At 64.4% G+C, this 17,534-nt stretch carries 19 protein-coding genes; 10 read left to right on the forward strand and 9 right to left on the reverse strand.

The window, feature by feature from the left end; translation table 11 throughout:
- Positions 1 to 136: 136 nt before the first annotated feature.
- Entirely contained in the window at positions 137 to 1,309 is a 1,173-nt protein-coding gene (locus IFT65_RS06050; protein ID WP_192080771.1) for a hypothetical protein, read from the reverse strand.
- A gap of 867 nt (positions 1,310 to 2,176) precedes the next feature.
- Positions 2,177 to 2,515: a hypothetical protein gene (locus IFT65_RS06055; RefSeq protein WP_192080772.1), complete on the reverse strand. Its 339-nt coding sequence runs from the start codon at positions 2,513 to 2,515 to the stop codon at positions 2,177 to 2,179.
- 104 nt (positions 2,516 to 2,619) lie between these two features.
- Between IFT65_RS06055 and IFT65_RS06060 the strand changes: the two genes are divergently transcribed.
- From IFT65_RS06060 to IFT65_RS06070, 3 genes are all read left to right on the forward strand, one after another.
- Entirely contained in the window at positions 2,620 to 2,832 is a 213-nt protein-coding gene (locus IFT65_RS06060) for a DUF4224 domain-containing protein (protein WP_192080773.1), read from the forward strand.
- On the forward strand, positions 2,832 to 3,401 hold the full coding sequence (locus IFT65_RS06065; RefSeq protein WP_249405071.1) for a DUF4224 domain-containing protein: 570 nt from the start codon (positions 2,832 to 2,834) through the stop codon (positions 3,399 to 3,401). The genes IFT65_RS06060 and IFT65_RS06065 overlap by 1 nt, the downstream gene beginning before the upstream one ends.
- A gap of 365 nt (positions 3,402 to 3,766) precedes the next feature.
- On the forward strand, positions 3,767 to 4,687 hold the full coding sequence (locus IFT65_RS06070) for a hypothetical protein (protein ID WP_192080775.1): 921 nt from the start codon (positions 3,767 to 3,769) through the stop codon (positions 4,685 to 4,687).
- Between the two features lie 67 nt (positions 4,688 to 4,754).
- Here the strand turns inward: IFT65_RS06070 and IFT65_RS06075 are convergent, their stop codons facing one another.
- Entirely contained in the window at positions 4,755 to 5,051 is a 297-nt protein-coding gene (locus tag IFT65_RS06075) for a hypothetical protein (RefSeq protein WP_192080776.1), read from the reverse strand.
- Between the two features lie 262 nt (positions 5,052 to 5,313).
- On the opposite strand from IFT65_RS06075, the gene IFT65_RS06080 reads away from it, so the two are divergent.
- Positions 5,314 to 5,955: a hypothetical protein gene (locus IFT65_RS06080; RefSeq protein WP_188325101.1), complete on the forward strand. Its 642-nt coding sequence runs from the start codon at positions 5,314 to 5,316 to the stop codon at positions 5,953 to 5,955.
- A gap of 156 nt (positions 5,956 to 6,111) precedes the next feature.
- Here IFT65_RS06080 and IFT65_RS06085 read toward each other — a convergent pair whose 3' ends face one another.
- Entirely contained in the window at positions 6,112 to 7,167 is a 1,056-nt protein-coding gene (locus tag IFT65_RS06085) for a hypothetical protein (RefSeq protein ID WP_192080777.1), read from the reverse strand.
- 121 nt (positions 7,168 to 7,288) lie between these two features.
- Positions 7,289 to 8,911, reverse strand: a complete 1,623-nt coding sequence (gene treA, locus IFT65_RS06090; protein WP_192080778.1) for an alpha,alpha-trehalase TreA — start codon at positions 8,909 to 8,911, stop codon at positions 7,289 to 7,291.
- 278 nt (positions 8,912 to 9,189) lie between these two features.
- Between treA and IFT65_RS06095 the strand changes: the two genes are divergently transcribed.
- The 3 genes from IFT65_RS06095 (at position 9,190) to IFT65_RS06105 (ending at position 11,194) form a co-directional block, all read left to right on the forward strand.
- Positions 9,190 to 9,948, forward strand: coding sequence for a hypothetical protein (locus IFT65_RS06095; RefSeq protein ID WP_192080779.1), 759 nt, complete (start codon positions 9,190 to 9,192; stop codon positions 9,946 to 9,948).
- A gap of 98 nt (positions 9,949 to 10,046) precedes the next feature.
- A complete protein-coding gene (locus tag IFT65_RS06100) occupies positions 10,047 to 10,514 on the forward strand; it encodes a hypothetical protein (RefSeq protein ID WP_192080780.1) in 468 nt (155 codons plus the stop codon).
- 314 nt (positions 10,515 to 10,828) lie between these two features.
- Complete coding sequence (locus IFT65_RS06105) at positions 10,829 to 11,194, forward strand: hypothetical protein (protein ID WP_192080781.1); 366 nt, start codon at positions 10,829 to 10,831, stop codon at positions 11,192 to 11,194.
- Positions 11,195 to 11,283: 89 nt separating this feature from the next.
- Here IFT65_RS06105 and IFT65_RS06110 read toward each other — a convergent pair whose 3' ends face one another.
- Together IFT65_RS06110 and IFT65_RS06115 are read right to left on the reverse strand one after the other, a co-directional pair.
- A complete protein-coding gene (locus IFT65_RS06110) occupies positions 11,284 to 11,445 on the reverse strand; it encodes a hypothetical protein (RefSeq protein ID WP_192080782.1) in 162 nt (53 codons plus the stop codon).
- Positions 11,446 to 11,696: 251 nt separating this feature from the next.
- Positions 11,697 to 12,641: a LysR family transcriptional regulator gene (locus IFT65_RS06115; RefSeq protein ID WP_192080783.1), complete on the reverse strand. Its 945-nt coding sequence runs from the start codon at positions 12,639 to 12,641 to the stop codon at positions 11,697 to 11,699.
- Positions 12,642 to 12,735: 94 nt separating this feature from the next.
- Between IFT65_RS06115 and IFT65_RS06120 the strand changes: the two genes are divergently transcribed.
- Positions 12,736 to 13,938 carry an MFS transporter gene (locus IFT65_RS06120; protein WP_249405072.1) on the forward strand — a complete coding sequence of 401 codons (1,203 nt, stop codon included), beginning with the start codon at positions 12,736 to 12,738 and terminating at the stop codon, positions 13,936 to 13,938.
- Positions 13,939 to 13,980: 42 nt separating this feature from the next.
- Here the strand turns inward: IFT65_RS06120 and IFT65_RS06125 are convergent, their stop codons facing one another.
- Positions 13,981 to 14,523 carry an ankyrin repeat domain-containing protein gene (locus IFT65_RS06125; RefSeq protein ID WP_192080784.1) on the reverse strand — a complete coding sequence of 181 codons (543 nt, stop codon included), beginning with the start codon at positions 14,521 to 14,523 and terminating at the stop codon, positions 13,981 to 13,983.
- 58 nt (positions 14,524 to 14,581) lie between these two features.
- Positions 14,582 to 16,096, reverse strand: coding sequence for a catalase (locus IFT65_RS06130; protein ID WP_192081043.1), 1,515 nt, complete (start codon positions 16,094 to 16,096; stop codon positions 14,582 to 14,584).
- Positions 16,097 to 16,286: 190 nt separating this feature from the next.
- Here IFT65_RS06130 and lexA point away from each other — a divergent pair, with 190 nt between their 5' ends.
- Together lexA and imuA are read left to right on the forward strand one after the other, a co-directional pair.
- On the forward strand, positions 16,287 to 16,901 hold the full coding sequence (lexA, locus tag IFT65_RS06135) for a transcriptional repressor LexA (protein WP_188325090.1): 615 nt from the start codon (positions 16,287 to 16,289) through the stop codon (positions 16,899 to 16,901).
- A 1-nt stretch (position 16,902) separates the two neighbouring features.
- A complete protein-coding gene (gene imuA / locus IFT65_RS06140) occupies positions 16,903 to 17,529 on the forward strand; it encodes a translesion DNA synthesis-associated protein ImuA (protein ID WP_188325089.1) in 627 nt (208 codons plus the stop codon).
- Positions 17,530 to 17,534: the final 5 nt, after the last annotated feature.

The raw sequence follows: 17,534 nt of genomic DNA on the forward strand, positions 1-17,534 counted from the left end.
TGCGATCAATGCGCCTGCGCGTCGGCCTGCTGCACCTCTGCCCATCCTGCCGGCCGGTACGGCTACCGCAGCTGACGAGCGGGCCCGCCACTAGGGATGGTCTGATCAGATCACCCGCAATACTGGATCCTTGATGTCAGTCATCATCACCTCCACCCGATCGCTGGACCGACGCTGCTGGCGCATCTCCCGCCACACGAAAAAGGGTCAGACGCGCCTTGGACACGCCTTGGTCACTGCTCTGCTGGATATCCGAGAACGTGACCAGGACCGTTCCATCAGCCATCCGATGAGCGGATGGAGCGAACGGGTTGTAGCTGATCGGGTCGGTCAACAATTGTTCCGGACCCTGTGCGCCATGCACATCAATGGCTCGCCTGTAGAGGTTGAAGCCCACCGGAAAGGGCGCCGAACTTCCCTTGAAGGACGGATAGACATAATAGACATCAACACCACCTTCCGGGCGTGGCAGCGCAAACCCGTCGTGCACGTCGGTCTTGTTCGGCGGCGTGGCGGGCGCGAGTTCGATGGGTTCAGCCCACGTCCTGCAGTCGGGGCTGACGCGATAAAGGGTGGTCATGTAGCCGCCCTCAGGAACACGTTGATAACTGAAAAAGCAGCCCCCCCCTCCCATTGGTACCACGCGTGGGTAGGCCACTGCCGTATCGACAAGTGTGGTGACGGCCGCGGGTGAGTGCCCACCGCGTAGGGACAGCCACTGCGGGCCGGACCCGCTGCCTCGGAATGTCAGAAACAGATCTTCACCTGCCCGCACCCAGCGTGGTGACTGCGTGAGCATCTTCAATCCCTGCACATGAGGCAGACGCTGCGGTTGCAAAAACCCTTCGCGGTTTACCTGGGCGCGCCAAAGCTTGAGATTGCGGTAGTCGCCCTCGCTAGCGGCGAAATAGAGCCACGCTTGATCTCCCGAACGAGCGAGTACCGGAGCGTCTTCCAACGTCGACCCGAACGACAACGGTATCGGAGGCGACACGTGCCGCCCGTCCGGAGACCGTATCTGCATCAGGCGGGATGAATCCATGTCGCCACCCGCGTACTGCGCATAGACCAGCAGGAACCCTTCATCATCTTGCGGCAGAACCGTAGCCTGACGGTCCACGCCAGCCGGCGCATCAGATGCCCACGTCGCATGCCGCCCCACGGGCAGTGATGCAGGCTCGGGAAGCGTGCTGGCCTCGGAGGAAGATGGAGCATCGGCACGCTGGGTGCTTGCCAATGCCATGGCAGGATTCGCCAGAATGCCCGCGACCATCCACAGGCGCAGGAAAGAACTGCTGGCTTTATTCATCCGCTGAACACCAGAGGTTGCAGGCATATTTCATACCGCGGATCACCGGCAGACTTCAAGCTTGCCGGCCAGCGCCCGGCACTGGGGCCGGATTTCGCGCATATTTGTTCAGACCATCTCTAGAGGGGAGAGACGTCCTGGCCTGCGCGCCGGAATGCTCTGGCACACCAGTAGCCGGCGACGAACCCTGCTAAGGCGGCTAGCACGATGGCGCCCCCCAGACCTACGTAAAGCAAACGGGAGACCACCATGTCGGAAGTCCGAATAGACGTCCCGTGGGAACTGCGGGCCACAGGCGCTGCTGAGGTCGGGGCGCTGCTCGGCTTGGCCGCGCGCACGGTGCTGGAGACCATCGCCTGCAAGCCTGACTTCCCGATGCGCGTCTCAATGCGGCCGGCCACCTGGGTTGCAGGGGAGGTCCTTGAATGGCGCGATCGGAACAGAGTCGCCATGCCGAAGGTCAGAGCCAAGAAGCCGCGAGACGACTAGCTGCCAGCCGGCCGGAGTTTATGGACGCCCTTACGCGCGAGGCCGCGCCTGAACTAGCGACGCTTACAGGCCGTCTTCTTCCGGCCATTCCCATCAAGCCCAAGTAGCTCAGCGAGGCGCCGGTCGGCATCAAGGTCGGGGATGACTAGCCGCGCAGGCGATAAAGCGATCGCTGTCGCAGGCTTGACCTTCGACCTCTCCCACCAGTCAGCCAGGTCAGCCGCGTGGATCCTGTCGGACTTAGCGCTTACGCCAAGTCTGCAGGCGACTAGCTGCCCCGCATCGATGGCCCTCCGCAGCGTCTTGGTCGAGCACGCCGACTGTTTAGCGGCTTCTGCCAGCGTCATCAGCTTCGGGTTGGAATCCACGCCCTTCTCCTCAAGTCGACCGCTTTCGCTTCGTCGCATTCCTGATCCTGTTCAACGTTGCCAACGCTGTCGGAGAGAGCCCCATTGTCGAGGCCCGGCTTGGCAGGACCACGTTCCCGCCCCACCCGGTAGCGCTGGAGATCGCGGCGTATAGGACTGACTTTTCATAGAGCTTCTTGCCCATGAACTGCCCCGGCTGCAGGTTGTATTCCGCCACCCTGGCGTCGAACTGGCTGCGAGACACGCCGCAGTAGTGCGCGGCCTCGTCCACGGTGAGCCAGTCCTTGCCCGAGAGGTTGATACGCAGGGTCGCCAGTTGCTGACGCAGGGCTGCGATCTCCTCTTCCAAGTTGCTTGCGGGCGAAGAAGTGTCCTTAGGTCCTCCTGGATGCTGTAGCCGAGACTACCGTGCCGCAGGCATGATTGGCAGACTCCCTCATGTGAGTTCACTAGATGGCTGGAGAGACCCTTTCTCGCGACGAAGTCGAAGAGCTCTGCAGGACGCCGATGAGGGTGCGTCAGTTGGCATTCTTCGAACGGAACGGAATCCGCTATCGAATCGACGAGTACAGCAACCGAATCATCGTCCTACGGCAACCGGTCGGGGCTCCGGTACGACCTGACTCGCCCCGTCCGATATGGCGCTCCAACAAGGCGGTAGTCTGATGCCAGACAAGCTCTGCTTGACACGCGACGAGATCAAAGCGCTGGCGCGCAGCCCGCGGAAGGATGGCCAGCTGAGTTTCTTCCGGCAGAACGGCATCCGGCACTACATAGACGGCAAAGGTTGGCCCGTGGTGTTGCTTATAGCTGTTGCATTCGCCCTAGCTGGCTGTGAAGGCGAGCGAGGCGTCCCCGACGAGAATGAGATCATGAGTCCAAGCGATGCGCACATGATTCCGGAGAAGGAGCGTGCATTGGTGGAGGCGGCCGCGAAGAAGGGCAATCTCGAATCCGTGAGGCGATTGATCGCGCACTATGAGGCGCTCTCGGGGAGCGACGAACTTGCCGAGAAGTGGAAGGCAACCGCTCGTGAGCTTGGTGATTCGAACGAGCTGTACTTCTACGCATCAAGTACTGTCTTGGCGGCAAGGCGGGAGAGCGATGCAGCGAAGCGACATGCAATGCTCCTTGATGCCTTGGAGGCGGCCAGGCGATCCGATGCAAGTAAAGCCAATGCAGCTGCACAGCAGCTCATTCTTGAGGTAAGGCGGCAAATGGAGGTCGAGCCGTAGATCCGCAATTGTCCGGCCGCGGCATGCAGAGTCTGCTGGTCAAAGGAACGATCGCGAGGCCTGACACAGAGAAGTCAGCTGTGATGGAAGCACAGGTGGAGCGCGGTGTTGGGGCTGTCCAGGGTCGAAGCGTCGGCGATGCCACGCGTTCCAGCGCAGCTTTCTGTCGCTAGCTTTGCCGCGATGGGTATGAAGGTTACCCCGGCGGGCATGCCTCGGCTCGGGTGCGCTTTGCCAATGAGCATGGACAGGACGTGCCATGGTGGTCGCTGGGCACTCCTCGCGTCCCTGACTTCGATGTAGGCTGTCATGCGGTTCTTGGCGCGCCGCGACCTCATCACCACGTCTTGGCAGACCGGAACACTATGACCACCAGAGTTATCCGAGTCCTGGGCATCGCCGCATTGCTGCTTTCGACCGGCTGCGCCTGGACCAGCAAGGAATCAGTGCTCTCGTCCGACACCTTGAAGGTCGTCGCGGTTACCGAGAGCAGATTGGACATCAACATCAGTGAGTACCGGCACTACACGACGTACGTGCTGTACCTCGATGGCGAAAAGCTGTCCGACAAGGCGTTCGCCTCGCTGCTGCAGGACCCGCAAGCCACCAACGATACGTTCGTGCACAGCGATGTAGTCGTGCTCGCCGATGATGCGATATTGCTGGCGTCGCACAATCGCGATTCGACGCGCTGCTGGACGACGCGACTGCTCGCGGGGAAGGGCAAGGCCAGGGTCGAGACGATCAAGAAAAGCTCGACAGACTGCTCCCCGAGTGAGACAGCGCCTGGCTGGCAGACACTCTATGACGAGGAAAGCAATGTGCTGCTGGTGCGCGAGCGGCCGTTCCATGTCTATCCGATAGCGGGGTACTGGTGGGTGCTTTGGATAGAGGGCGACGTCGTCGCGCTCTACAACGACGACTCGGATAGAGAGCGGCTGATCGTCAGGCTCGTGCGGGTATCCACCGATGAGCTGCTTGCCGAGCAACTGCTGCCCATGCAGACGTACGCCGAGGCCGACCTGCTTCATGCATCGCCCGACGTGCGGCGGAAGTGGCTGTTGGACAACTTCGCCGTCTCGATGAAGACGCCGGTGTCGCTCCAGCTACGCCCTGACAACCAGCTAGAGGTCCTACCGCCTGGCCGCTGGGCGGAATACCAGGAAACTGCACGGCAGAACAGCGAAGCGGATGCCCGTGCACGCGCCGCCGGTGAGGCAAAACTCGAGGCCTTGTACAGGGAAGTGCGGGAAGAAGAAGCCGCGCGGCAACCACCTGTGGAGTGAGTCCGGCAGGAAGAGGGGGACGGCAGCCGACTGAAGTCGGCTCTACCCGGGGCCTGGAAAGGGAGGCTCAGGCGAAATGCCAGAGCGTGGCAACGACGGTGCCCAGGATGCCCAGCACGATCAGAATGCCCATCAGCAGCCAGCAAGCATGTAACAGGAACTGACCTGCACGACCGATCACGTAGGTGCCTGCTGCTACGCCCAGTAGAGACAGGCTGAAGCGGATGGGTTTGGACCAGGCCGCGCCCGGCTCCACGGCGTAGTTGATCAGCGCCACGGCGAGCACGGAGACGAAGAATCCGATGACGGCCCAGAAAACGGAAAACTCGAACATTCCGGGCGCCGGTGGCACGTCGGCCCGCATGGCTTCTTCGGAATCATAGTAGGCGACCGTGCCATCGCCCCGTTGCTTTGAATACCCTCTTGCCATCGCGGCGTCGCTCCTTGCATGCCCTGTTCCGATGCACGACGTTACCCAACGGCGGACCGATTTTCCAGCGGTCCGGCTCGGGATTTCATGTTGGCTTCTCGCAGTGCTTACGGCACACGCTGCAGATTGGGCCCCTCGCGCTGCCGCCTCACTTCACCTGCGGCGGGCGCCCTGACAGACGCACGAGGATCCCACGTTGCTCCAGACCCTGCTCCACTACGCACCCCTGATCACCGCCGTGATGGCAGGCGTGACGGCCCTTATCTGGATCGTCTACCTCAACGTATTCCTGTCCAGCTACCGGCGGCAGCGGCGACCGTCGATCCTGATCACCTCCGGGGCAGGGCGGGGCATGAATGCGCACTGTTTCGTCACCAACCTTGGTCTGGAGCCGGTATTCCTTCTGGACATCATGTTCGACCTCACCCAGCCCGATGGCACCCGCATCCGCGCGATCATTCCCGAGCGTAACGAGCAGTGGGCCAGCGGTGACGAGCCCGATTCGGGCGATGCGCGGCGGGCGACCAACGTGGGGCCGCTGAGCAGTGGCGAGGAGATCGATATCGGGCGATTCTCCACGATGATCAACCGGGCCTGCGCGGAGAATCCGGATATCACTGCGGACATGCCGCTGGCCTCACTGGAAATCACGGTGGTGGTGATTACCGCTGCGCGGGCAGAGCTCTGCGCGGCGTCACGGGGTTACCGCGTGGAGGAAACTGCCGGGAACGGAGTCCGTCTGCGCCCGACCACCATCAAGGCGCGGCAGTTGCAGGGTTTCTTCGCGCGCCGCCGGCTGACGCGCCATCTGGTGCAGCAGCTCAGCCAGGAAAGCTGACCGCCGAAACGCATCAGGCCACCCGAAGGTGGCCTGATGCGATGCAGGTCTGCGATCTCAGAAGAAGATCGCGTACAGGATCAAGAGCGGAATCGGCACGCCCAGGAACCACAGCAGCAAGGTCTTCATGAAAGCTCTCCTTGGTGGGAAATGAAGTTACAGGTCACGGCGACGGCCGCCCCACGTGGCGCTGAGGCTGGCGAAGAACGCGCCGATCAGCAGGGTGATGAACAGCCACAGTGCGGCATAGGCAGATGCCTTGCGGGCGTCATCGGCCGCCTTCATGGCGGTGGTCTTGGCTTCTTCCAGCGCTGCACGCATGCGGGTCTGCACGTCGGTGACGCGCGCCTGTGCTTCAGCCTGGCTCATGCCGGTTTCGCGGGCAATCAGCTGGGCCAGATACTGCGTGTCGGCCGGATTCAGGCCTTCCGAACGCAGGCTGGACACGATGATGCGGTTCACTTCGCTGCGGACTTCGCGGCGATCTGCACCACGCTCGTTGCCCGGCATCGGACGCGGCGGCGGCGGGACGTTACCCGGCGCAGCAGGGGCCGCAGCGGTCGGCGACGGCATGGCACCCGGTGCCAACGGTGCCGGCGGCGGCGGCGCTGCCGGATCGTTCGATGCGTTGCGGAACAGAGAGTCGACCCAGTAATCCAGATCACCTTCCTGGGTGCCCATCGCGGCCGAGCCTGCACCTGCGGCGGCAACGCCGACGGTGGACGCTGCAGCGCCTGCAGTCGCACCGGCGACCTTCGCACCGGCACCGAGGATGCCGCCGATGGCGGAGGTCAGCAGCGCAGCGGTCAGCAGGGTGGCAACGGCCCACGACACGAAGCCGTGTGCGGTATCGCGGAAGTAGGTCTCGTCACCGTGCAGGCCCGCCCACTTGGTGCGCAGACGGCCGGCCAGATAGCCACCGAGCGCCGATGCCGCGATGGCGGTGAAGGTCAGCCACGCGACGCTGGTCCAGCCGAACGTTTCCTTCGACACGCCATCGAATGACCACGGGGAAACCGACGACAGACCGAGGCCGACGCCAAGGATCAGCAGGATCAGTGAGAGCGCGGCAGCACCGATAGCGCCGGCCAGGATAGCGCCCCAGGAGACGGCGCTTTCGTGCGTAGGGGCGACGATCGCCGGTGTGCTGACAACCGTTGCCACATCGGCACCGAGGGGTCTGCGATCTTCGTAATCGCTGCGGGTATTCATGGGATGACGCTCCGTATCTGTGCGCTGCCGATGCAGCGTGCGCCATGAGGCTGCGCGTTTGGTTGTGAAAGTTTTCGAAGGGCCGTTTCACGCTGGTTTCATGGAGTGGGACCGTGCAGCTTCAAGGCCTGTTGCCGTCTTCCACGTCGGCTGCACTGTCACAGCGCTTCTTCGGTGCACACAGCCGATCCAGCAGCGCCAGCGTCACGCCGTTGCTCCAGCCGAAGCCATCCTGCAGCGGGTATTCGCCGCCGCCACCACCGCCGGCGGACCCATCCACGACATATTTTTCCACCAGTTTCTGCTCGCCGTCGTAGACCGATTGCACGGTATGCAGGAAGCGCACACCGACCTGCCGCGCCAGCGTGTCCTGGCCATAGTGCTGAAGCCCGTCCACGGCGACCCACTGCAGCGGCGCCCACCCGTTGGGCGCATCCCACTGTTGGCCGGTCGTGACGGTCGTGGTCAGCAGGCCGCCCTGTTTCACCAACTGCTGTTCGACCGCATCGGCCGTGCGGCGTGCCTGCGGCCGGGTTGCCACCTTCAGCCACAGCGGGAACAGTGCCGCCGCAGTGAGGGCCGGGCGCGTCTGCCCACTGCGCAGGTCACGGTCGACATACCAGCCCTGTTCCGCGTCCCACAGGGCGCTGTTGATGGCGCGGGCGCGGTCGTCGGCCTTCTGCTTGAAGGCGCGGCGGCCCGCACGGTCACCGGCCGCGCCACTGGCACGCGCGATCGTGACTTCCAGGTGGTACAGCAGACTGTTCAGATCCACGGGCACGATATCGGTGGTGCGGATGCTGGACAGCGCCGACGGATCATCCAGCCAGCGCGAGCTGAAATCCCAGCCGGATTCAGCGCCGGCCCGCAGATCGCGGTAGACCTGTGACGGTGCACGCTGAGGCGCCTGCGCGGCCGTCGCCAAGTCGTCCGTCCACGATTCGGTGCGTGGCACCGCGCGGGCATCGTAGTAGCGGTTCAATACGCTGCCGTCGACCAGTTTCACCACGCGGATCTGCGCGGTGCCGGGCGCCATGGCCTCAGCGCCGGTCATCCAGAAGGCATGCTCCGCGCGCAGCTGGGGCAGGTAGCGTCGGTAGGCCTCGTCGCCTTCGTGTGTCGCCAGCAGATCCACCATCAGGCTGAAGAAAGGCGGTTGCGAGCGGCTGAGGTAGTAACTGCGGTTGCCGTTGGGAATGTGGCCGTAGGTATCGATCTGGTAGGCGAAGTTGTCCACCATGTCGCGTACCAACTGCCACTGCTGGCTGCTCGCCAACCCAAGCAGCGTGAAGTAGCTGTCCCAGTAATACACCTCGCGGAAGCGACCGCCGGGCACGACATACGGCTTGGGCAGGGGCAGCAGCGAGCCGTGCGGATCCACCGTGCCAGTCTGCCGGGTCAGTACCGGCCACAGACCGTCGATGTGCGCGCGCAGTGTCTCGCCCGCCGGCGGGGTGTATGCCTTGGCCTCGGCAGGCATCTCAAAGTTGTCGCTGACAAAGGTCTGCAGTGCGTAGCCCGGTTGGAGCTGCTCACGATGCCAGGCACCCAGCACGTCGGCAGGCGCACGGCGGGGTATCGCGTCAGCAAACGTCTTCTGGTCGGGAAACAGATGAGCGCCCTGGACCTGTTGAAACAGCGGCTGCAACTGTTGATCGGGTGGTACCGGATCGGCGGCAGCGGCGATGCCACTCCACAGCAGGGGGGACAGGAACAGGCCAGCCAGGCCGTGGGATGCGCGCATGGGCATGCCTCAGGATGAGCGTGGAAACCACTGTAATACGGGCTGCCGCCAGCGGCGGGTGATGACATGTCGCGCCTGCCGGGTAAAGTGGACAGGGATTGAATCAAGGACGACACATGCGCAGGGATCAACCGCCAAAGGGGCCGCTCAAACGCGCGCTCACCCTCGTTGGGCTTCTGCTGTGTGTGGTTGCCGCTGTCGTCTGGTGGTCAGGGCAGGGCACATCTTCCGTCGAACCCGCGAATGACGGGGACGTAGCGGTCACGAGATCGACTGGAGTGTCCGGGAGCCAGAGCGGTGCGTCGGAGACACCGCGCAGCAATCCAGCGACGGCGGCGTCGCGTGTGCTGGATCTTCGGCGCGACGCGGAAGCCGGCGACCCGGTCGCCATGCGCGAGCTCTCCGAACTGATCCTGACTTGTGGCTTTGGAGTCAACCGGGGGGGCGATTTCTGGAGGGACGTTGAATCCACGGCGTCGCGGTTGAATCCTGTCGATCAGGCCGCGCTGCGCGCTGCCGCAACCCGCATGGAAGCGCAGTGCGAGAACCTCCCACCTGGCACACGAACGGACCTGGCGCTGCGGTACCGTCAGCTTCTTGCCGATGCTGCCGAAAAAGGCGATCTTCTGGCGCGCTTGCGTCAACGCGGCCGCGCCAGCATGCCGGAGATGCAGGCGGCATTGCCGGACGATGCGGACACACTCATCGACGACGCACTGGCTTCCGACGATCCGCGCGCACTGCTTGAGTTGTCGATGATCTACTCACCGGTTTTGCCGAAGGCTCCCCCCCGCTTTGGTGTTGGCAGCAACCCGGACGACCACACGGCGCTGATTCTCTTGGCGTGCGAACGTGGCATGGACTGCGGCGTAGGATCAGCCCATCACGATGCGATATGTGTGGGCGGCCTGATGTGCAGCGATGATTATGAGGAAATGGTGCGCAAGCAGGCCCAGGGGGATGGTGAAATGGAGCGGGTGAATGAGCGCCTTGAGTGGCTGCGCAGACTGCTTGATGAGATGCATTCGGGGCGCTGATGCGGAGCGCGCGCTGCCGTCGAGCATGGCGCGGCGCTACCGGTGTCCGACCGTCTTGTGTTGGATCATCGATGGACTGTATGTGGAAAGGAAAAACTGTGAGCAAGGGAATGGGCCGTGTCGCTGTAAATCGATGGATGATGCTCTGGGGAGTGATGGACCTTGCTGCTCTTCTTTTCTATACGGTGAGCAGCGTTCTGCAAGGATGGATCCCGCTGGCCCATGACATCGCGTCGGGCATGGCGATACAGCAGCGCCACGGCAGCGTGCTGCCGTTACTTGTATCCATTCTTGATGTCACCCTAATGCTGTCGATGCTGGTATCTGGCATCTTGCTGGTGAAGCGGTCCAGGTTGGGGCGTTACGTCGTCATTGCCCAACTGCCTTTCAGAATACTGCTCGTGATGCCGTCGGTATTTTTTCTGGAACACATGGGTTGGACCGGTTTTTCGCCCGCAGTGCTGACGGTCTTGATGGCCCTTGGCGAGATTTTGAAGCTGTGGTCGCTATGGGGGAAAGGCCGTCGAAGCGACGGATCAGGTCGGGATGGCGGGTCAGGGCAGTGAGATGTCGGCGATCGATCTCAAGATTGCAGGAAGCCTGATAGCGGGAAGCGGCGGCGGCTGTGCACGATGACGGGGCTGGGGCCTTCGCTCCAGCCGGAATTGACGTTCCGAATCAAGTTGTTGTCGCTTACCTCTGTTGTGGCCCTCCGGGTACGGCGGAGAATGTACTGCCATGCCGGTTCTGCGGCAGGCGGTGCGCGGGGATCACCCGATCCGCCGGTTTTTCGGCGACAACTTGGCCGGTACGTCAACCCGCATCGCCTGCCACCCTGCGCTTCGGCGCGGGTGGCGCTTCCGTGCTGCGAGAGCCTGCCATGTCACGTCACTATCCGCCCGCCCACCGCCTGCATGCGCTGATCGGCGACGCCGTACTCGACCTGCCTGCGCGTGCCGTCGAGAAACTTGAGGCGCTGCTTGCCGATCACCCGGTGCTGGCGTGTCTGTGCGATCCGGCGGCGCGCGCTGCGTGGCTGCTTGCCGCATCAAGCCGGCGTGCGAACCCGACAGTGGAACAGCGCCGGCTGCATGGGCTGTCGGCCATTCTCGAAATACTCCACGCCGAACACCTGAGTCTGTACGACGGCGGCAGTGAGCCGATTCTTGGACAGGAGCTGGTGGAGGGACTGCTGGTGGCGAGTCGCGAGCTGGTCAAGCCGGTCGATGGGCGGGCGGGTGCTTGAAGCCTGCCGCCGGTCGCGGGTGGCGTCATGCAGAAACTGACGGCCAGCGGCCGTCACTACCCAATGCAGCTGTGCGGGCTCGTTCGGCGTTACGGCGGGTTGTCGTCAGTGGGCGTGCGCGGTGGCAACTGACTCACCGGCGAGCGCTTGTGCGAGATGCGCACGATGAACCAGACGAGCAGCGCGATACCGACCGGGATCGCAAGCAGGATCAACAGGATCAGGACGTGCCAGACGCTGAAACTTCCCATGGTGATCGTCCTTGAGGATGAGCGCCCGATGCTAGCATCCGGTGGTGAACGGACTTGATGCTTAGAAGAGGTGCGCGAGAACCTGCGGATGCGTGGCGAGATGCAGCGCACCGAGGCGCGCATGCAGATGTTCAGCGGGCTGTGAGGAGAGCGCCGCCGAGCATGGCTCGGCGCTACCGTGTGAATGTAAAACGTCGCCGTGCGGAAATAGTGCGCCGCAGAGCATGGCGGCAGGCGTGAGCCGCCGGGTGCTACCGCAGGCGCATGCCTTCGATGCCCGGAATGCTCTCGCGGATGGCATCCAGGAACAGCTGCAGGCGCGCCGGACGATGGCGACCCGCGGGAAACACCAGATGCACCGGCAGCGGTGCGGCTTCCCAGCCGGGCAGTAACTGCTGCAGGCGGCCGCTGCGCAGATCGTCGGCCATCAGCCAGGCCGAGCCGATGCCCACGCCCAGTCCTTCGCGAACGGCCTGGTGCAGGACGAACAGGTTGTCGGTCAGCAGGCGGGGCTGGATGGCGATGCGTTCGCTGGTCTTGCCGGTGCCTGCGCCCTGGCAGCGCTGCAGCTGCACGCTCTCGCGATAGAAACTGGTGAGTGATACCCACGGCAGGGCGGCAAGGGCGGCGGGGTGCGTTGGCAGCGGGTCCGGCATCTGCGATGCAGCGCAGACCACGATGCGCGGTACATCGGCCACATGGACGGCCACCACGTCCTGCTGCTCAAGGGGGCCTACGCGGATGGCGCAGTCCATGCCTTCGGCAACGAGATCAGACGGACCATCGTGCAGCCGCCATTCCAAACTGATCTGCGGGTACCGGCGCAGGAAGGCCAGCATCGGCGGCATCAACTGGGCCTGGCCGAATGCATGCGGGACCATCACCCGCAGGCGTCCGCTGGGCTGCTGGGCCGCGCCACGCAGGTCCTGCTCGATGCCCTCCCAGCTGTCCAGCAATTGGCGCGCGTGCTGCAGGCAACGCTCGCCGTCATGGGTCAGCTGCATGCCATGGGTGGAGCGCTGCAGCAGGCGCAGGCCGAAATGCCGCTCCAGTGCCTGCAGGCGGCGGCTGATCGTGGGCTGGGTGGTGCCGAGTTGGGCGGCCGCTGCGGAAAGGCTGCCGGCATCGACGATGCGCACGAAGGTGCGCAGCAGATCGATGCGGTCGGCATTGAGGGCGGTTATCGGCTTGGTCATGCGTCTGGCGTATGGGGCTGATGCGGCAAAGCCTACTACACGTCGAATCCAGGCAGGAGGAGACTGCGCGGCATCCCCTCCAAGGCATCTTCCCATGTCCACTGCGCATGACATCCCTGCTCCCACCCTGGGCTCCGTTGCACCGGCTTCCTTGCCTGCCATGCTGGTCCCGGTGATGGCCGCCGGCGCCGGTTTCAGCGTGGCGTCGCTGTACTACGCGCAGCCGATGTTGGGCGCGATGGGGGCCTCCCTGGGCGCAGGGGATGCGGCCATCGGCCTGGTGCCGACGGTGACCCAGCTCGGCTACGCCGCAGGTATTGCGTTGCTGGCGCCGCTGGGTGATCGCTTCGAACGGCGGCGGATCATCCTGGTGAAGTCGCTGCTGCTGGGTGCCGCGCTGCTGGCGGCGGGCCTGTCCGGCCACCTGCCGGGTGTGTTGATCGCCAGTCTGCTGGTCGGCTTGATGGCCACGGTGGCGCAGGACGTGGTGCCGGCAGCCGCTACGCTGGCCGCGCCGGAACATCGCGGCGCGCTGGTGGGCAAGGTGATGACCGGCCTGCTGCTGGGCATCCTGCTGTCGCGCGTGGTCAGCGGCGTGGTCGCCGAACAATGGGGCTGGCGGGTGATGTTCCTCGCTGCCGCCGTGTCGGTGGTTCTGATGGGGGTGCTGTTGCGCATCACCCTGCCACGTTTCGCGCCGACCACTACCTTGGGCTACGGCGCGCTGCTGCGATCGATGGGGGCACTGTGGATACAGCTGCCGCCGCTGCGCCGTGCGGTCTTGGCGCAGGCGCTGCTGGCGATGGGCTTCAGCGCGTTCTGGTCCACCTTGGCGCTGATGCTGCATGCCCGGTTTGGTATCGGCAGTGCGGGGGCAGGGGCGTTCGGTATCGCCGGTGCGGCTGGTGCACTGGCGGCGCCGTTTGCAGGTCGCTTCGCGGATCGCCTGGGCACCCAGCGCGTGGCACGCCTGGCCATTGGCATCGCGTTGATCGGCTTTGCCAGCCTGCTGCTGGATGGCGTGCTGCCCACGTCGCTGCGCCTGGTGCTGCTGGCAGTGAGTGCGGTGATCTTCGACTTCGGCTTCCAGGCAGCGCTGGTTTCGCACCAGACGCTGGTCTACGGCCTGCAGCCGGAAGCGCGCAGCCGCTTGAACGCCCTGTTGTTCACCGGCGTGTTCGTGGGCATGGCGGCGGGAGGCGGCCTGGGCGCGGTGGCCTTGGCGCAGGGCGGATGGCATGCGGTGGTGTTGCTGGCCTGCGGCACCAGCGCGCTGGCATTGTGGGTGCGGCGGTAAGCGGTCTCCGGCTGCATCAGGTTGCCGTGTGGGGATGCTTCATCAGCGGGCGAACTCGCCGCGTTGCAGCCGCTCTGCACTGTTGCCGGCGGCATCCTTGAGATCCAGGTCGGCGCCGTGGGCAGCCAACTGCTGCAGGATGTCGCGGCGCTGGAACAGGGCCGCATACATGGCGGCGGTCTGGCCGGCATGGTTGCGCTGGTCGGGTGAGCAGGCGGCACGCATCAGGCGCTGGGCGATGCGCAGCTCCCCTTTGAAAATGGCCCCCATCAGCGCGGTGTTGCCGCGCTTGTCCTGGGCACAGGGATCCGCACCGGCGGCCAGCAGTTGATCCACCGCTTCGGCATGACCGTGGTAGGCGGCGAGGATCAAGGCGGTATAGCCCTTTTCATCGCGGGTCTGCAGGTCGTAGCCGGCGCGGATGAACTCGGCCAGCATCGCTTGCTGTCCGCTGCGTGCGGCATCGAAGTAATAGGTGCGCAGTTGCGCCTGCGCGTCGGCGGCCGACGGTGTGGCCGTGGGTGGAACGGCCCAGGTGGGTGTTGCCAGCAGAAGGGTCAGCAGACCGGTCAGGTAGTAGCGCATTGTGGCTGTCCTTGTGGCCGGGCCCTTTGATGAAAGGGCCCGGCCTTGGCGTTGACGGTCAGTCCTGCAACTGACTGGCGAGCTGCTTTACGCGGTCCAGGTCACCGCCGGCCACGCGGGCTACCCGGGTGCCGTAATCCGGGTCTGCCTTGTACAGGAAGGACAGCATGATGTGCTTGCTTTCATTGTCCGCACCGGCCAGCGACTGGCCAAAGCTGTGCACCAGGTCCAATTGCTCGCGTCGGCTGTAGGACCGGTACAGATCACCGGCCTGCTTGAAATTCTGCTCACGCGCGATGCCTTTCTGCTGGGTAGTGCCTGACAGCGGCAGGTTGCTGTACAGCGCTTGCGCGCTCTGCGGACGCGGCTGCAGCCGGCTGGGCTCGTAGTTCACGCCGCTGTTGCTGTGGCCGGCATTCAGGGCGCCGTCCTGGTTGACGTCGTTGACGGCCACACGGGGCCGATTTACCGGCAACTGCAGGGCATTGGCGCCGATGCGGTACATCTGCGTATCGGCATAGGAAAACACGCGGCCCTGCAGCAGACGATCTTCAGACGGTTCGATGCCGGGCACCAGGTTCGACGGCGCCATGGCCACCTGTTCGGTTTCCTGGAAGACGTTGTCGACGTTCTGGTTCAGCACCATCTGGCCGATCTTCTGTTCCGGCACGTCAGGCCAGATCTTGGTGGCGTCCAGCGGATCGAAATCGAACGTGGTCAGCTGTTCCGGTGCCAGCACCTGGATGTACAGGTCCCAGCGTGGGTAGTCGCCCCGCTTGATGGCGTTCACCAGATCACGGGTCATGTGGCTGTAGTCCTTGCCCTGCACGTCCTCTACCTGTGTCGGATCGAGGTTGCGGGTGCCTTGCAGGCTTTTCCAGTTGAACTTGACGTAGTGCACCTCACCGGCGGCATTGACCAGCTTGTATGCATGCACGCCGTTGCCGTCCATGAAGCGGTAGCCCGCCGGTGTGCCCTCGTTGGAATACAACTGGGTCAGCGTGCGGGTGGCTTCGGGCACGTGCGAGAAGAAATCGAAACGACGGGCGTCGTCATCCAGGTTGGTACGCGGATCAGGTTTGAAGGAATGCACCATGTCCGGGAACTTGATGGCGTCGCGGATGAAGAAGGTCGGGAAGTTGTTGCCGACCAGGTCCCAGTTGCCTTCGCGGGTATAGAACTTGGTAGCGAAGCCGCGCGGGTCGCGCAGGGTTTCCGGCGAGTGGTTGCCGTGCACCACCGAGGAAAAACGGACGAACACCGGGGTGGTTTCGCCCGGGGTGAACAGCAGGGCGCGGGTCAATGCGGACACATCGGCACTGGCGGTGAACTCGCCGCGCACGCCCGTGCCGCGTGCATGCACCACGCGCTCCGGAATGCGCTCACGATCAAAGCGCTGCAGCTTCTGGATCAGCTGCACGTCCTGCAGCAATGCCGGGCCGGTGGCACCGGCGGTCTGGGAGTTCTGGTTGTCGCCCACCGGGGCGCCGTTGTCGCGGGTCAGCGTGGTCTGTGCAAGTAACGGGGCAGCGGGGATGAGCAGGGCAGCTACCAGCAGGCAGGCATGGCGCATAGGGAAGGACTCCGGGAAACGAGTCAGGATCATCCCTGTTGGAATGCGCCGAGGAACAATTGTTTTTTATAATTCAATCAATAGCTTGCTTTGATAATCTGACGCAGGCGTCGCGATTCATGTCGTAAGCGACAGCAGTTGTCAGGCTGAACAATCGGGCTGTCGCTTTTCTGAAAGCGAGGGTGTACAAATGTACACCATGGACCTCAACGACCTCCCTCCCCAACGTGCCGCCGTGCTGGCCTGGTTGCGACAGGCGCTGGCTTCCGGCCAGTCGCCGTCATTGGCCGATATCGCCCATGCCTTCGGTTTTGCCTCGCGCAATGCCGCGCAGAAACACGTGCAGGCACTGGTCGAGGCCGGGTTGCTGGCGCAGGCGGCGGGTCGCAAGCGTGGCCTGGCCTTGCCCGGCGAGCCGGCCGAGCTGCTTCCGCTGGCGGTGCTGGGGCGGGTGGCCGCGGGCCAGCCCATCGGCGCGGATATCGGCCTGGACCAGCAGCTCTGGCTGGACCGGCGCATGTTCTCGCCGCGTCCGGACTACCTGCTGAAAGTGCAGGGCGATTCGATGATCGATGACGGCATCCTGGATGGCGACCTGGTCGGTGTGCACCGCACGCCGAGCGCCCGCGATGGGCAGACGGTGGTCGCGCGCATCGATGGCGAGCTCACCATCAAGCGTCTGCAACAGGATGCAGATGGCGTGCGCCTGCTGCCGCGCAATCCTGCACATGCGCCGATCGTGATCGAAGCCGGGCAGGATTTCGCCGTGGAAGGCGTTTACTGCGGCCTGGTCCGGCAGGGCTGAGATGAACACCGCGCCCGACCTGCAGCAGATGCTGTCCAGCCAGACCCTGTGGCATGCAGGGCGAGGCAGTGCAAAGGAGGGCGTGGAAGGCGAGTCCACCGGGCATGCGGCACTGGATGCGTTGCTGCCGCAGCGCGGCTGGCCACGCCGCGCGCTGACTGAACTGCTGTTGCCGGCCGATGGGGTGGGGGAGCTGCAGCTGTTGCTGCCGACCTTGGCGCGGCTGAGCCAGACCGGCGCGGCGGTGGCGGTGATTGCACCGCCCTACCTGCCGTATGCCCCGGCGTGGCAGGCCGCAGGCGTTTCATTGCAGCACCTGCAGTTGATCGAGGCTTCGCCACGCGATGCCCTGTGGGCGTTCGAACAATGCCTGCGCAGTGGTGCCTGCGGCGCGGTGCTGGGCTGGCCGAAGCAGGCCGATGCGCAGGCACTGCGCCGGCTGCAGGTGGCCGCCGATACCGGCCAGTGCCTGGGCTTCGCGCTGCGCGACCGCAAGCACGCAGCCAATCCATCGCCGGCGGCCTTGCGGCTGGAAGCGGTGCGCGAAGGCCACGCCACGCAGTGGCAGGTGCGCAAGTGCCGGGGTGGCCCTGCGCCATCGCAGGCCTTTGCCCTGAGGGCCGGGTGAGGTAC

The sequence above is a fragment of the Stenotrophomonas sp. CFBP 13725 genome, assembly GCF_014841935.1.
Taxonomy (GTDB): domain Bacteria; phylum Pseudomonadota; class Gammaproteobacteria; order Xanthomonadales; family Xanthomonadaceae; genus Stenotrophomonas.

Coding starts and splice junctions, on each gene's coding strand:
- IFT65_RS06105 (WP_192080781.1), top strand. CDS start 10,829: ATGTCACGTCACTATCCGCCCGCCCACCGCCTGCATGCGCTGATCGGC.
- IFT65_RS06125 (WP_192080784.1), bottom strand. CDS start 14,523: ATGCGCTACTACCTGACCGGTCTGCTGACCCTTCTGCTGGCAACACCC.
- IFT65_RS06110 (WP_192080782.1), bottom strand. CDS start 11,445: ATGGGAAGTTTCAGCGTCTGGCACGTCCTGATCCTGTTGATCCTGCTT.
- IFT65_RS06060 (WP_192080773.1), top strand. CDS start 2,620: ATGGCTGGAGAGACCCTTTCTCGCGACGAAGTCGAAGAGCTCTGCAGG.
- imuA (WP_188325089.1), top strand. CDS start 16,903: ATGAACACCGCGCCCGACCTGCAGCAGATGCTGTCCAGCCAGACCCTG.
- IFT65_RS06065 (WP_249405071.1), top strand. CDS start 2,832: ATGCCAGACAAGCTCTGCTTGACACGCGACGAGATCAAAGCGCTGGCG.
- treA (WP_192080778.1), bottom strand. CDS start 8,911: ATGCGCGCATCCCACGGCCTGGCTGGCCTGTTCCTGTCCCCCCTGCTG.
- IFT65_RS06130 (WP_192081043.1), bottom strand. CDS start 16,096: ATGCGCCATGCCTGCCTGCTGGTAGCTGCCCTGCTCATCCCCGCTGCC.
- IFT65_RS06070 (WP_192080775.1), top strand. CDS start 3,767: ATGACCACCAGAGTTATCCGAGTCCTGGGCATCGCCGCATTGCTGCTT.
- lexA (WP_188325090.1), top strand. CDS start 16,287: ATGTACACCATGGACCTCAACGACCTCCCTCCCCAACGTGCCGCCGTG.
- IFT65_RS06115 (WP_192080783.1), bottom strand. CDS start 12,641: ATGACCAAGCCGATAACCGCCCTCAATGCCGACCGCATCGATCTGCTG.
- IFT65_RS06075 (WP_192080776.1), bottom strand. CDS start 5,051: ATGCGGGCCGACGTGCCACCGGCGCCCGGAATGTTCGAGTTTTCCGTT.
- IFT65_RS06120 (WP_249405072.1), top strand. CDS start 12,736: ATGTCCACTGCGCATGACATCCCTGCTCCCACCCTGGGCTCCGTTGCA.
- IFT65_RS06050 (WP_192080771.1), bottom strand. CDS start 1,309: ATGAATAAAGCCAGCAGTTCTTTCCTGCGCCTGTGGATGGTCGCGGGC.
- IFT65_RS06085 (WP_192080777.1), bottom strand. CDS start 7,167: ATGAATACCCGCAGCGATTACGAAGATCGCAGACCCCTCGGTGCCGAT.